Raw genomic sequence first — 14,469 nt, 5'->3', positions numbered from 1 at the left:
GGCCGGGGCCCGAAGGGGCAGTGGGGCATTGATGGACACAAGCGGCGAAACAAAACGGGTACGGCCCTGGCATGGGCTGGTGCTGTACCTGGCCGTGGGCGCGTGCTGGGTGCTGGCGGGCGACCTGTTGCTGGCCGCCATGGCGCTCGATGTGGCGGCGGTGCAGCGCTACCAGCTGTGGAAAGGCTGGGTGTTTGTGCTGGCGACGGGCGCCCTGGCCTGGTGGCTGCTGCGGCACATGCAGGCCGCCGACAGCGCGCAGGCCCTGGCCGCGCAGCACACCGCGCATGTGCTGCGCCATGCGCCGGCCGGCATCGCGCGCGTCGGCATGGACGGCAGGATCGTGTGGGCCAACGAGCGCCTGAGCGAGCTCACGGGCGTGGCCGTGCCCGCCTTGCAGGGCCAGGACTTTCGCGACCTGGTGCAGGCCACCGACCGCGGCTGGGCTCAGCGCCAGCGCGAGCGCCTGCTGGCCGGCGAGATCGACCACTACCAGGGCGAGCGCCAGTGCCGCCAGCCCGGCATCGGCGCGCTCGTGCCCGTGGTGTGCACCGTCACGCTGGTGCCCGCTGCGGGCGCCGAGGCGGCCCACCTGGTCTGCGCGCTGCAGGACATCCGCGAGATCCACGCGGCGCGCGAGGCGCTCGAGCGCAGCGAGGCCGGGCTGCGCCTGGCGCTCGAAGGCAGCGGCAGTGGCATGTGGGACTGGGACCTGCAGGCCCGCAGCGGCATCGCCTGCGCCGGCCTGCAGCGCTTGCTGCGCTACCGCGGCGCGGACTTTGCGCAGGCCTTTGCCCTGGGCGAGCGCCTGCACCCGGCAGAGCGCTGGCGCGTGCTGCGCGCGGCGCGCCGCGCGGTGGCGACGGGCGCGCGCTTCAGCGAGGCCGTGCGCATCCTGTGTTTCGACGGCCAGTACCGCTGGTTCACGGCCAGCGGCCAGCGCCACCTGGACGCACAGGGGCGGCCGGCGCGCTTTTCCGGCATCCTGACCGACCTCACGGACCAGCGCCGCGCCGACGCGCGCCGGCGCCTGGCGGCCACCGTGGTCGACAACACGATGGAAGGCGTGGTCGTGACCGATGCGCAAAGCCGCATCCTGTCGGTCAATGCGGCCTTCACGCGGCTGATGGGCTACACCGAGGACGAGCTGCTGGGCCAGACGCCGCGCATCTTCAAGTCGGGCCGCCACGACCGCGCGTTCTATGAGGGCATGTGGGAGCACGTGCAGCGCACCGGCCACTGGCAGGGCGAGATCTGGAACCGGCGCAAGAGCGGCGAGGTGTTCCCCGAGCACATGTCGCTGAGCGCGGTGCGCGACGCGGCGGGGGCGGTCACGCACTATGTCTGCATGTTCATCGACATCTCCGAGCAGAAGGCGCAGCGCCAGCGCCTGGAGTTCCTGGCGCACAAGGACCCGCTCACGGGCCTGGGCAACCGCGCCTGGTTCAGCGCGCAGCTGGACAGCGCCGTCGCGCAGGCCCGTGGCAGCGGGGAGCATCTGGCCGTGCTGCAGCTCAACCTGGACCGCTTCAAGGATGTCAACGACAGCTATGGCTACGCCGTGGGCGACCAGGTGCTCGCGCACATTGCGCGCCAGGTGCAGGCGGTGCTGCGCCCGGGCGATCTGCTGGGGCGCATGGCGGGCGACGAAATGGCAGTGGTGGTGCGCCACCTGCGCCATGCGGATGGCGCGGCGGCCGTGGCACGCCAGCTGATCGCGGCCGTGGGCGAGCCGTGGCGCTCGCCCGAGGGCTTCGAGGTGGTGGCCGGTGCCAGCGTCGGCATCTGCCTGTTCCCCGAGCATGCCGACACCGGCCAGGCGCTGGTGCAGGGCGCGCACGCAGCAGTCTATGGCGCCAAGGCGCGCGGGCGCGGCGCGTGGTGCTTCTTCCACGAGGACATGACGCAGGCGGCGCGCGAGCGGCTGGCGCTGGAGGCGCGCCTGCGCCTGGCGATGGCCCAAGGGCAGTTGCACATGCACTACCAGCCCCAGGTGGACATCGCCACGGGCCGCATCGCCGGGGCCGAGGCGCTGCTGCGCTGGCACGATCCCGCAGAAGGCATGGTCTCGCCGGCGCGCTTCATCCCGGTTGCCGAGTCGTCGGGCCTCATCGGGCCGCTGGGCGAGTGGGTGCTGGGCGAGGTCTGCCGGCAGGGGCGCCGCTGGCTCGACGACGGCCTGCCGCCCCTGACCCTGGCGGTCAACGTGTCGCCGCGCCAGTTCCACCTCTCGGACCTCGTCGCCTGCACCGAGGCAGTGCTCAGCGAGACCGGCTTCCCGGCCACGCACCTGGAGCTCGAGATCACCGAAAGCGTGCTGGCCGACCGGCCCGAAGAGGCGCTGCAGGTGCTCACGCGCCTGGGCGACCTGGGCATGCGCCTGGCGGTGGACGACTTTGGCACGGGCTACTCGTCACTGGCGCTGATCAAGCGCTTCCCGATCGACGTGCTGAAGATCGACCAGGGCTTCATCCGCGAGATTCCGCACAGCGCGGGCGACATGGCGATCAGCGCCGCCATCATTGCCATGGGCCACAGCATGGGCCTGCAGGTGGTGGCCGAAGGCGTGGAAACGGCGGCCCAGCTGCAGTTCCTGCGCGAGCGCCATTGCGACACCTACCAGGGCTACTTGCGCAGCCGGCCGCTGCCGGCCGCCGAGTTCGCCGCGCTGCTGCGGGCGCAGGCCGACGGCGGCGCGCCCGCCTGAGGGCTATGGCTTCGCGGCCTGCGCCGGCCACTGCCGGCGCAGGTCGGCGCAGGCGTCGTGCGTTGGCAGCGGGGCCGTTTCCTCGACCCAATCCGCTTCGTTTTTGATAGCTTTCGGCGCTTTCCCCGCCTGCGCTATCGCCACTTTTGACACCAAATCGCCGGGCAGGTGCTGCGGCACGCCGAGGCCGCGCTGCACATGGCCAAAACCGGCCACCACCAGCACCACCTGGCCGGGCCGGTGCGCGGCCGCTGCGGTACGCGCCAGCTGGAGGTCGCGCGCGATCTGCACGCGCACCATGCCGGGCAGCATCTCCTCGGGCAGCAGGCCGCAGTGGCCGTCGCGCACGGCCTCCAGCTGGCGCGCGCGGGCGGCGGCGGGCAGCTGCGCATCGAGCGCTGCATCGGCCATGGCGGCTTTCAGCGCCTGGCGCGGCAGGTTGCCGCCCAGCACCGGCACGCCGGCGCGCACGGCGGCCATGGCCACGGGGCCATAGGCGGCCCAGGGCCAGGCGGCGTCGCTCCAGCCCAGCGCCGATTGCACGGCGGCCTCGCTCGCGCCGGGGGCCAGGCCCTGCGTGCTGCGGCCCGCTTCGGCCATTTCCATCACCAGCGCGGCGAGCTGGCCGCGATGCGCCAGCCACTGCACGGTGGCGCGCTCCCATTGCTGGTGCTGGCCGGCATCGTGCTGCTCGCCCAGCAGCAGCACGTCGGCCGGCAGCAGGGCCTGGCGTGCGGGCGCCGAGAGCGGCGCCGGTGCCAGAACGGCGCACCCGGTCAGCAGCGCCACGGTACAGAGCAACAGGGGCAGGGGGCGAATCCACATGGCTGCCATGGTAGCGGTACGCCACATCCATCTCTTACACTGGCCCGATGCGCAAGGCCCCCACCACGCTGACCACTAAGCTCCTGGCCATGGGGGCGAGCTTCCTGCTGGTGGCGCTGACCTCGATCGGCCTGACCCTGTGGGTGGCCTGGAAGCTCGAAGGCGGGGCCGCGGCCGTCAACGAGGCGGGGCGGCTGCGCATGCACACCATGCGCATGGCGCTGGCGCTGCAGACCGGGTCGCCTCAAGAGCTGCGCGCGTTGGCACAGAATTTCGATGCCAGTCTGGAACTGCTGCGCACCGGCGACCCGGCGCGCCCGCTGTTTGTGCCCTGGGGCGAGGACACGCACACGCGCTTTACCGAGGTGCGCACCGCCTGGGCGAGCACGCGCGCGCAGTGGACGGCGGAGCCGCCGCCCCCGGTGCAGCAGGTGGTGGCGCAGGCCGATGCGAACGTGCGCCTCATCAACGGGCTGGTGCATGCGATCGAGCTTGAAAGCGCGCGCTGGACTTCGGTGCTGCACCTGCTGCAGCTGTCCATGATGGGCCTGGCCATCGCGGCGGCCGTGGCCTTCATGGCCCTCAGTTACTGGGTCGTGCTCAACCCTGTGGCGCGCCTGCACCAGGCGCTCGCGCGCATGCGCCAGGGCGCGCTCGATACGCGCCTGGCGGTGGAGTCCGACGATGAGTTCGGCGAACTGGCCGCGGGCTTCAACCGCATGGCCCACGCCTTGCAGGCTTCGCACACCGACCTCGAGCGCAAGGTGCGCGAGAAAACCGCCAGCATCGAAGACAAGAGCCAGCGCCTGGCTGCGCTGTACGAGGTCAGCGCCAAGGCCTCCGAGGCCCCGAGCCTGGACGTGCTGGCGCAGGGCTTCGTGCAGCAGGCGCGCCGCATCTCCCGGGCCGACGCGGCGGTGGTGCGCTGGTCCGACGAGGGCAACGAGCGCTATGTGATCCTGGCCACCGACGGCCTGCCGCGTGCCATGGCCGAGCAGGAGCGGTGCCTGCACGCCGGCAGCTGCCTGTGCGGCCAGCCGCAGCAAAAAGCACGTACCCGGGTGATTCCGATCGTGCCCACGTCCAGCATGCTGCTGGCGCACTGCCAGGAGGCAGGTTATGCCACCCTGGTGGCGCTGCCGGTGGTGGTGCACCAGCGCGTGCTCGGCGAGCTCAACCTGTTCTTCCGCACGCCCGTCGAGCTGACGGACGACATGCGCGAACTGCTCGAAGCCATGGTGCGCCACCTGGCCAGCTCCATGGAAGGGCTGCGCGCAGCGGCGCTCGAGCGCGAAGCCGCCGTGGCCGAGGAGCGCGGCCTACTGGCGCGCGAACTGCACGACTCGATCGCCCAGTCGCTCGCGTTCCTGAAGATCCAGAGCCAGTTGCTGCGCGATGCCGTGGCCAAGAACAACATCGCCGGGCGCGACCGCAGCTTGGCCGAGCTCGATGTCGGTGTGCGCGAGTGCTACGCCGATGTGCGCGAGCTGCTGGTGCACTTTCGCACGCGCACCAGTGCGGAAGACATCGAGGCGGCGCTGCGCACCACACTGTCCAAGTTCGAGCACCAGACCGGCATTGCCACCGAACTGGCGATGGACGGCCACGGGCTGCCGCTCGCGCCCGATGTACAGATCCAGGTGCTGCACATGCTGCAGGAGGCGCTGTCGAACGTGCGCAAGCACGCGCGCGCAAGCCGGGTGCAACTGCGGGCGCAGCGCCATCCGCACTGGCGCTTTGAGGTGCAGGACAACGGTGTGGGCTTTGACATGGTAGCCACCTCGCCGGAATCGGTGCACGTGGGCCTGGGCATCATGCACGAACGCGCGCGCGGCATTGGCGCGCAGGTGCACGTGCGCTCGGCTCCTGGCCAGGGCACCACCGTGTGCATTGAACTGCCGGCCAGCGCGGCGGGCGCAGACCCGGCCAGCGGCAACGCCGCCGCTCTTGCGGCACCTTCTTTCCCATTGCACCCAACCACGCAAGCGCATGAACCGACCACCCGCTCCCATCAAGCTGTTCGTAGTGGATGACCACACCCTGTTTCGCCGCGGCCTGGTGGCGCTGCTGGGACAGGATGAAGATCTGCAGGTGGTGGGCGAGGCAGGGGACGCCGCGCAGGCGCTGCGGCTGGCGCCCGCGCTGCAGCCCGACGTGGTCCTGATGGACAACCATTTGCCTGGCGTGAGCGGCATCGATGCCATCAAGGACCTGCGCCAGCAGCTTCCGCTCGCGCGCGTGCTGATGCTGACCGTGAGCGAAGACGCGCAAGACCTGGCCATGGCACTGCGCAATGGCGCGCATGGCTACCTGCTCAAGACCATCGACGGCGACCTGCTGGCCGATGCCATCCGCCGCGCCGTGCGCGGCGAGCCGGTGGTGAGCCTCGAACTGATGGGCAAACTGGTGGCGGCGTTCCAGGCGCAGGACAGCCCGGCGCCCGCGGACGGCGCGGCCGCGGCGCCCTGCGGCATGCCGGACGAGGCCGCGCCGGCACCGGCGGCGTTGACGCCGCGCGAGGAAGAGGTGCTGCGCGAGATCGCCCGCGGCGCCAGCAACAAGGAAATCGCGCGTACGCTCGACATTGCCGAGACCACCGTGAAGATCCACGTGCAGCACATCCTGCGCAAACTCGAATTGACTTCGCGCGTACAGGCCGCGGTCTACGCGGCCGACCGCCAGCGCATCGCCTAGTCCTTTAGGACGAGGCGGCCGGGGCGGCGCCTAGTTCTTCTGCCACGCGGGCATGCCTCGGCAGGAGGATGGCCGAAGACGCCATGGCAGGCGACGATCCCTCTACAAACACAGGAGAGGTATCGCGCAATGGCACACGCACCGCTGTCTGCGGGCCCCAGTCCGCAACGCACCCGGCAGGCCTGGTCGGTCCTGGTCGTCAGCACACTGGCGTTCACGGTCTGCTTCATGGTCTGGATGATGTTCGGCGTGATCGGAATTCCGATCAAAAAGATGCTGAACCTCAGCTCGACCCAGTTCGGCCTGCTCACGGCCATGCCGGTGCTGACCGGTTCGCTGATCCGCGTGCCGCTGGGCATCTGGACCGACAAGTACGGCGGGCGCATCGTCATGGCGGTGCTCATGGCCGTCACCGTGCCGGCCATCTGGATGATGGGCTATGCCACCGAGTACTGGCACTTCCTCACCATTGGTCTTTTCGTCGGCTTGGCCGGCGGCTCGTTCTCGGTGGGCACTCCCTATGTGGCGCGCTGGTTCCCCAAGAACCGCCAGGGCACGGCCATGGGCGTGTACGGCGCCGGCAACTCGGGCGCCGCGGTGAACAAGTTCGTCGCCCCCGTGCTGCTGGTGGCCTTTGGCTGGACCATGGTGCCGCATGTCTATGCGGCCATCATGCTGGGTACGCTGGTGCTGTTCTGGCTTTTCAGCTACAGCGACCCGGCACACCTGGTGCCGAGCAACGTCAAGTTCACCGACCAGCTCAAGGCGCTCAAGGATCCCAAGGTGCTCAAGTACTGCCAGTACTACAGCATCGTGTTCGGCGGCTACGTGGCGCTGTCGCTGTGGATGGTGCAGTACTACGTCGGGGAGTACGGTCTCGACATCCGTGTGGCGGCGCTGCTGGCGGCCTGCTTCTCGCTGCCCGGGGGCGTGCTGCGCGCCATTGGCGGCTGGCTGTCGGACAAGTACGGTGCGCACAGCGTCACCTGGTGGGTGATGTGGGTCAGCTGGATCTGCCTGTTCCTGCTGAGCTATCCACAGACCGACTTCAGCATCCTGACCGTGGACGGCCCCAGGACCTTTCACCTGGGCCTGGATGTGTACACGTTCACCGCGCTGATGTTCATCCTGGGCATTGCCTTCGCCTTCGGCAAGGCGAGCGTCTTCAAGTACATCAGCGACGACTACCCAGCCAACATCGGCGCCATCAGCGGCATCGTCGGCCTGGCCGGCGGCCTGGGCGGCTTTGTGCTGCCGATCGCCTTCGGCGCCCTGATGGACCTGACCGGCATCCGCTCCAGCGCCTTCATGCTGATGTACGGCGTGGTCTGGGTGTCGCTGATCTGGATGTATTTCACCGAAGTCCGTCGCACCGATGTGATGGGCCCGGCCAACGCCCCGGCGGCGCGTGCAGTCCGCTGACCTTCTGAAAGCCACACACCATGTCTGCCTCTACCCCTGCCGCGCGTGCACGCACCGGGCGCACCCTGCACATCTGGACGCCAGAAGACAAGGCGTTCTGGGAGCGCGAAGGCGAAGCCGTCGCCAAGATCAACCTCTGGATTTCGGTGCCGGCGCTGTTCCTGGCCTTTGCCATCTGGCAGGTCTGGAGCGTGGTCGCCGTGAGCCTGCCTGGCCTCGGCTTCAAATATTCGAGCAACCAGCTGTTCTGGCTGGCGGCGGCGCCTGCGCTCAGCGGCGCCACGCTGCGCATCTTTTACTCGTTCATGGTGCCGGTGTTCGGCGGCCGGCGCTGGACGGCGATCTCCACTGCCTCCCTCTTGATTCCCGCAGTCGGCATCGGCTACGCCGTACAGGACAACACCACCGGCTACCCGACCATGCTGGCGCTGGCGCTGCTGTGCGGCCTGGGCGGGGGCAATTTCAGCTCCAGCATGGCCAACATCAGCTTTTTCTTCCCCAAGGAACGCAAGGGCTCGGCGCTGGGCGTGAACGCGGGCCTGGGCAACCTCGGGGTGTCGGTGGTGCAGTTCCTGAGCCCGCTGGTGGTCACGGCCGGCATCTTCGGCATCTTTGGCGGCGAAGGGCAGACCATCGCGAAGAACGGCGCCAGCGTGCAGGTCTGGACGCAGAACGCCGCCTTCATCTGGGTGCCATGGATCGCCCTGGTGTCCCTGGCCGCATGGTTCGGCATGCACGACATCGCCGACGCCAAGGCCTCGTTCGCCAGTCAGGCCGCGATCTTCCGGCGCAAACACAACTGGCTGATGTGCCTGTTGTACCTGGGCACCTTCGGTTCGTTCATCGGCTATGCCGCGGGCTTTCCGCTGCTCATCAAGAGCCAGTTCCCGGACGTCAATCCGCTGGCCTATGCGTGGCTGGGCCCCCTGGTCGGTGCCGTGGTGCGGCCCTTCGGCGGCTGGCTGGCCGACAAGGTGGGCGGCGCGCGCGTGACGCTGTGGAACTTCGCGGTCATGGCGATTGCCGTGGTGGGCGTGATCCAGTTCCTGCCGCACGGCGGCGTGGGTGGCAACTTTGCCGGCTTCTTCGTCTGCTTCCTGGTGCTGTTCCTGACCACGGGCATCGGCAACGGTTCGACCTTCAGCATGATTCCCGCCATCTTCCTGGCAGAGGCCATGCGCGGCGTCGATGCCAACGACACCACCGCCGTGGCGCAGGCGCAGAAAGAAGGCAACACGCTGGGCGCGGCCACGCTGGGCTTCACGGCGGCCATTGCGGCCTATGGCGGCTTCTTCATCCCCAAGAGCTACGGCAGCTCGATTGCGCTGACCGGCGGGCCCGAGTTTGCGCTGTGGACGTTCGCCGTTTTTTATGTCCTGTGCATCGTGGTGACCTGGTGGTACTACGCGCGCAAGCACGCCGAGATGCCGTGCTGAACCCTTGCCTGCAGAAACGAAAAGGAGCCTCCCGATGAGCCATTTCCTCGACCGCCTCAACCACTTTTCCCAGCCTCGGGAATCGTTTTCGGGAGGGCACGGCGTCACCACCGCCGAAGACCGAACCTGGGAAGACGCCTACCGCAACCGCTGGGCGCACGACAAGGTCGTTCGCAGCACGCACGGCGTCAACTGCACCGGCTCGTGCTCATGGAAGATCTACGTCAAGGGTGGCATCGTGACCTGGGAGACCCAGCAGACCGACTACCCGCGCACGCGCTGGGACATGCCCAACCACGAGCCGCGTGGCTGCTCGCGCGGCGCCAGCTACAGCTGGTATCTCTACAGCGCCAACCGCGTCAAGTACCCGATGGTGCGCGCCCGTCTGCTCAAGCACTGGCGCGAGGCACGCTTGACCCTGCCTCCGGTCGAGGCCTGGGCCGCCGTGGTGCAGGACGACGCCAAGCGGCGTGATTACCAGAGCGTGCGCGGCCTGGGAGGCTTTGTGCGCTCGACCTGGGACGAGGTCAACGAGATCATTGCCGCGTCCAACGTCTACACCATCGCGCAGCACGGCGCCGACCGCATCATCGGTTTCTCGCCGATCCCGGCGATGTCGATGGTCAGCTATGCGGCCGGGTCGCGCTACCTGTCGTTGATCGGTGGCGTGTGCATGAGCTTTTACGACTGGTACTGCGACCTGCCGCCGTCCAGCCCGCAGGTCTGGGGCGAGCAGACCGACGTGCCCGAGTCGGCCGACTGGTACAACTCGAGCTTCATCATCGCCTGGGGCTCGAACGTGCCGCAGACGCGCACGCCGGACGCGCACTTCTTCACCGAGGTGCGCTACAAGGGCACCAAGACCGTCGCCATCACGCCCGACTACTCCGAGGTCGCCAAGCTGTCCGACCTGTGGCTGCACCCGAAGCAGGGCACCGACGCCGCGGTCGCGATGGCGATGGGCCATGTGATCCTCAAGGATTTCTACTTTGGCGGCAACGGCAAGCCGCGCTCGGCCTACTTCGACGACTACGCGCGCCGCTACACCGATTTGCCGATGCTGGTCATGCTCAAGGCGCACACGCTGGCCAGCGGCGAATCCGTGATGGTGCCCGACCGCTATGTGCGCGCCTCCGACTTTGCCGACCGGCTCGGACAGGACAACAACCCCGACTGGAAGACCGTGGCCTTTGACGCGCACGGCCAGGTCGTCACGCCGCAGGGCGCGATCGGTTTCCGCTGGGGGCCGGACGGCCGGGCCGATGCCGGGCAGTGGAACCTGGAGGCCAAGGAAGCACGCGAGGGCAAGGATGTGGCGCTCAGGCTGTCCACGCTCGAAGGCGACGCGGCGGACCACGACAGCGCCCGTGTGGGTTTCCCGTATTTCGGCGGAGTCCACCACGAGCATTTCCCGAACAACGAGCAAAGCGATGTGCTGGTGCGCACCGTGCCGGTGCAGCGCATCGCCCTCGGCACGGACGGTGAAGCCCGGGAGGTGCTGGTGGCCACCGTGTTCGACCTGCAGGTGGCGCAGTACGGCATTGCACGCGGCCTGCCGGGCGAGCTGGCGGCAGCCGACTTTGACGACAACACCCCTTACACGCCGGCCTGGCAGGAGCAGATCACCGGCGTGCCGCGCGACCAGATCATTGCCGTGGCGCGCCAGTTTGCCGAGAACGCCGACAAGACTGAAGGCCGGTCCATGGTGATCATCGGCGCCGGCATGAACCACTGGTACCACAGTGACATGAACTACCGCAGCGTCATCAACATGCTGATGATGTGCGGCTGCATCGGCAAGAGCGGCGGCGGATGGTCGCATTACGTGGGCCAGGAGAAGCTGCGCCCGCAGACCGGCTGGACGCCGCTGGCCTTTGCGCTCGACTGGATCCGCCCACCGCGGCAGATGAACAGCACCAGTTTCTTCTACGCGCACACCGACCAGTGGCGCTATGAAAAGCTCGGGGTCGACGAAGTGCTCTCGCCGCTGGCCGACAAGAAGCTCTACGGCGGCAGCATGATCGACTACAACGTGCGCGCCGAACGCATGGGCTGGCTGCCGAGTGCCCCGCAGCTGCAAACCCACCCGATGCAGGTGGTCAGGAACGCGCAGGCCGCCGGACTCGATCCCAAGGATTACGTGGTCCAGTCGCTGAAGGACGGATCGCTGAAAATGAGCTGCGAAGACCCCGACCACCCGGACAACTGGCCGCGCAACATGTTCGTGTGGCGCTCCAACATCATTGGCTCGTCGGGCAAGGGCCATGAATACTTCCTCAAACACCTGCTGGGCACCACCAATGGCGTGCAGGGCAAGGATCTGGGCGCCCAAGACGCCAAACCCGAAGAAGTGGTCTGGCACGACCAGGCGCCCGAGGGCAAGCTGGACCTGCTGGTCACGCTCGACTTCCGCATGAGCACGACCTGCCTGTATTCGGACATCGTGCTGCCCACGGCCACCTGGTACGAGAAGAACGATCTCAACACCAGCGACATGCACCCCTTCATCCACCCGCTGTCCACCGCCGTGGACCCGGTGTGGCAGTCCAAGAGCGACTGGGAGATCTACAAGGGGTTTGCGAAGAAGTTCAGCGAGCTGTGCGACGGCCACCTGGGCGTCGAAAGGGAAATGGTGCTGACGCCGGTCATGCACGATACCCCGGGCGAGCTGGCCCAGCCTTTCGAGGTCAAGGACTGGAAGCGCGGCGAATGCGAGCTGATTCCCGGGAAGACGGCGCCGCAGATGCAGGTGGTCGAGCGCGACTACCCGAATGTCTACAAGCGCTTCACGGCTGTGGGCCCGCTGCTCAACAAGATCGGCAACGGCGGAAAGGGCATTGCGTGGAACACCGAGACCGAAGTCACGCAGCTGGGGCAGCTCAGCGGCGTGGTGACCGAGCCCGGCGTGACGCAGGGCATGCCACGCATTGACAGCGACATCGACGCCTGCGAAATGGTGCTGCAGCTCGCGCCCGAGACCAACGGCCACGTCGCGGTGAAGGCCTGGGCTGCGCTGGGCAAGCAGACCGGGCGCGAGCACACACACCTGGCGCTGCACCGCGAGGACGAAAAAATCCGCTTCCGCGACATCCAGGCGCAGCCGCGCAAGATTATCAGCTCGCCGACCTGGAGCGGCATCGAGTCCGAAACCGTGTCGTACAACGCGGGCTACACCAACGTGCACGAGTACATCCCGTGGCGCACGCTGACCGGCCGCCAGCAGTTCTACCAGGACCACCCGTGGATGCACGCCTTTGGCGAGGGCTTTGCCAGCTACCGGCCACCCGTGAACCTGAAGGCCACGGCCGGCGTGCACGGCATCCGCGCGAACGGCAATGCGGAAATCCTGCTGAACTTCATCACGCCGCACCAGAAGTGGGGCATCCACTCGACCTACACCGACAACCTCCTGATGCTGACCCTGAGCCGGGGCGGCCCGATCGTCTGGCTCAGCGAAGACGACGCCAGGGCGATCGGCGTAGAGGACAACGACTGGGTCGAGGCCTACAACGTCAACGGCGCGCTCACCGCGCGTGCCGTGGTCAGCCAGCGCATCAAACCCGGCATGGTGATCATGTACCACGCGCAGGAAAAGATCGTCAACACGCCCGGCTCGGAGATCACGGGGCACCGTGGCGGCATCCACAACTCGGTCACGCGCGTCGTCCTGAAACCCACGCACATGATCGGCGGCTACGCGCAGCTGTCGTACGGCTTCAACTACTACGGAACCATCGGCACCAACCGCGACGAATTCGTCGTCGTGCGCAAGATGCACAAGGTGGATTGGCTGGACACGCCACGCCAGGACGAACGCGCCTTCGCGGTGCAGCAACAGGGAGAGTCGGCATGAGAGTACGCGCGCAAATCGGCATGGTGCTGAACCTGGACAAGTGCATTGGCTGCCACACCTGTTCGGTCACCTGCAAGAACGTCTGGACCAGCCGCCCGGGCATGGAGTACGCCTGGTTCAACAACGTCGAGACCAAACCCGGCATCGGCTACCCCAAGGAGTGGGAAAACCAGGACAAGTGGAATGGCGGCTGGGTGCGCCGCGCCGACGGCTCCATCGAACCGCGCCAGGGCGGCAAGTGGAAGATGCTGATGCGCCTGTTCGCCAACCCGAACATGCCGCAGATCGACGACTACTACGAGCCCTTCACGTTTGACTACGACCACCTGCAGTCGGCGCCCGAAATGAAGGCCGCGCCCACGGCGCAGCCGCGCAGCCTGATCACCGGCAAGCGCATGGAGAAGATCGAGTGGGGCCCGAACTGGGAGGAAATCCTCGGCGGCGAGTTTTCCAAGCGCAGCAAGGACGCCAACCTCGACAGCTTCGAGCAGGTGCAAAAAGACATGGTGGGGCAGTTCGAAAACACCTTCATGATGTATTTGCCGCGCCTGTGCGAGCACTGCCTGAACCCAAGCTGCGTGGCCTCGTGCCCGTCGGGCTCGATCTACAAGCGCGAGGAAGACGGCATCGTGCTGATCGACCAGGACAAGTGCCGCGGCTGGCGCATGTGCGTCTCGGGCTGTCCGTACAAGAAGATCTACTACAACTGGAAGAGCGGCAAGGCCGAGAAGTGCACCTTCTGCTACCCGCGCATCGAGGCCGGCCAGCCGACCGTGTGCAGTGAAACCTGCGTCGGTCGCATCCGCTACCTCGGCGTGGTGCTGTACGACGCCGACCGCATCGAGGAAGCCGCGAGCGTCGAAAACGACAAGGACCTGTACCAGGCGCAGCTGGGCATCTTCCTCAACCCGCACGACCCGGCCGTGATCGCGCAGGCGCGCAAGGACGGCATTCCGGAGGCGTGGCTCGAAAGCGCGCGCAAGAGCCCGGTCTACAAGATGGCGGTCGACTGGAAGGTGGCGCTGCCGCTGCACCCCGAGTACCGCACGCTGCCCATGGTCTGGTATGTGCCCCCGCTCTCGCCGATCACTTCGGCGGCCAATGCCGGTCAGATCGGCATCCACGGCGAGCTGCCAGACATTTCCCAGATGCGCATCCCCGTGCAGTACCTGGCCAACATGCTCACGGGCGGCGACACCGCGCCGGTGGTGCGCGCGCTGGAGCGCATGCTGGCGATGCGCTCGTACCAGCGCAGCAAGCACGTCGACCATGAGCAGAATCTGGCGGTGCTGGCGCAGGCCGGCCTCACGGTGGCGCAGGTCGAAGACATGTACCACACCATGGCGATTGCCAACTACGAAGACCGCTTCGTGATCCCGACCACCCACCGCGAATACGCCGAAAACGCGTTTGACGTGCGCGGCGGCTGCGGCTTCACCTTTGGCAACGGCTGCTCCGAAGGCAGCAGCGAGGTCAGCCTGTTTGGCGGCAGCAAGAAACGCACCATTCCCATCAAGGTGGAGGTCTGAGCC

General features: G+C 67.6%; 8 protein-coding genes. 7 read left to right on the top strand and 1 reads right to left on the bottom strand.

The window, feature by feature from the left end:
- Positions 1-31 precede the first annotated feature (31 nt).
- The gene (locus B2J86_RS10065; RefSeq protein WP_173025443.1) at positions 32-2,707 is read left to right on the top strand and encodes an EAL domain-containing protein; all 2,676 of its coding nucleotides are present in this window, start codon (positions 32-34) and stop codon (positions 2,705-2,707) included.
- Positions 2,708-2,710: 3 nt separating this feature from the next.
- Here B2J86_RS10065 and B2J86_RS10060 read toward each other — a convergent pair whose 3' ends face one another.
- Positions 2,711-3,532 (bottom strand): ChaN family lipoprotein, encoded by an 822-nt coding sequence (locus B2J86_RS10060; protein ID WP_254068045.1) that lies wholly within the window; start codon positions 3,530-3,532, stop codon positions 2,711-2,713.
- Between the two features lie 47 nt (positions 3,533-3,579).
- Here B2J86_RS10060 and B2J86_RS10055 point away from each other — a divergent pair, with 47 nt between their 5' ends.
- The 6 genes from B2J86_RS10055 to narH all read left to right on the top strand — a co-directional run bounded on the left by B2J86_RS10055 (position 3,580) and on the right by narH (position 14,466).
- Complete coding sequence (locus tag B2J86_RS10055) at positions 3,580-5,565, top strand: type IV pili methyl-accepting chemotaxis transducer N-terminal domain-containing protein (RefSeq protein WP_173025441.1); 1,986 nt, start codon at positions 3,580-3,582, stop codon at positions 5,563-5,565.
- Positions 5,522-6,226: a response regulator transcription factor gene (locus tag B2J86_RS10050; RefSeq protein WP_173025440.1), complete on the top strand. Its 705-nt coding sequence runs from the start codon at positions 5,522-5,524 to the stop codon at positions 6,224-6,226. Before B2J86_RS10055 ends, B2J86_RS10050 begins: the two co-directional genes overlap by 44 nt.
- Before the next feature lie 129 nt (positions 6,227-6,355).
- On the top strand, positions 6,356-7,648 hold the full coding sequence (locus B2J86_RS10045) for a nitrate/nitrite transporter (protein WP_173025439.1): 1,293 nt from the start codon (positions 6,356-6,358) through the stop codon (positions 7,646-7,648).
- A 20-nt stretch (positions 7,649-7,668) separates the two neighbouring features.
- Positions 7,669-9,084, top strand: coding sequence for an MFS transporter (locus B2J86_RS10040; protein WP_173025438.1), 1,416 nt, complete (start codon positions 7,669-7,671; stop codon positions 9,082-9,084).
- Between the two features lie 34 nt (positions 9,085-9,118).
- Positions 9,119-12,937 (top strand): nitrate reductase subunit alpha, encoded by a 3,819-nt coding sequence (locus B2J86_RS10035; RefSeq protein ID WP_173025437.1) that lies wholly within the window; start codon positions 9,119-9,121, stop codon positions 12,935-12,937.
- On the top strand, positions 12,934-14,466 hold the full coding sequence (gene narH / locus B2J86_RS10030; protein ID WP_173025436.1) for a nitrate reductase subunit beta: 1,533 nt from the start codon (positions 12,934-12,936) through the stop codon (positions 14,464-14,466). The genes B2J86_RS10035 and narH overlap by 4 nt, the downstream gene beginning before the upstream one ends.
- Positions 14,467-14,469: the final 3 nt, after the last annotated feature.

Origin of the sequence: Acidovorax sp. SRB_14 (assembly GCF_012932145.1) — a bacterium.
In the GTDB taxonomy this organism is placed as follows: domain Bacteria; phylum Pseudomonadota; class Gammaproteobacteria; order Burkholderiales; family Burkholderiaceae_C; genus Simplicispira.
The sequence above is the reverse complement of the archived record's forward strand: the minus strand, read 5'-3'. Positions and strand labels throughout refer to the sequence as shown.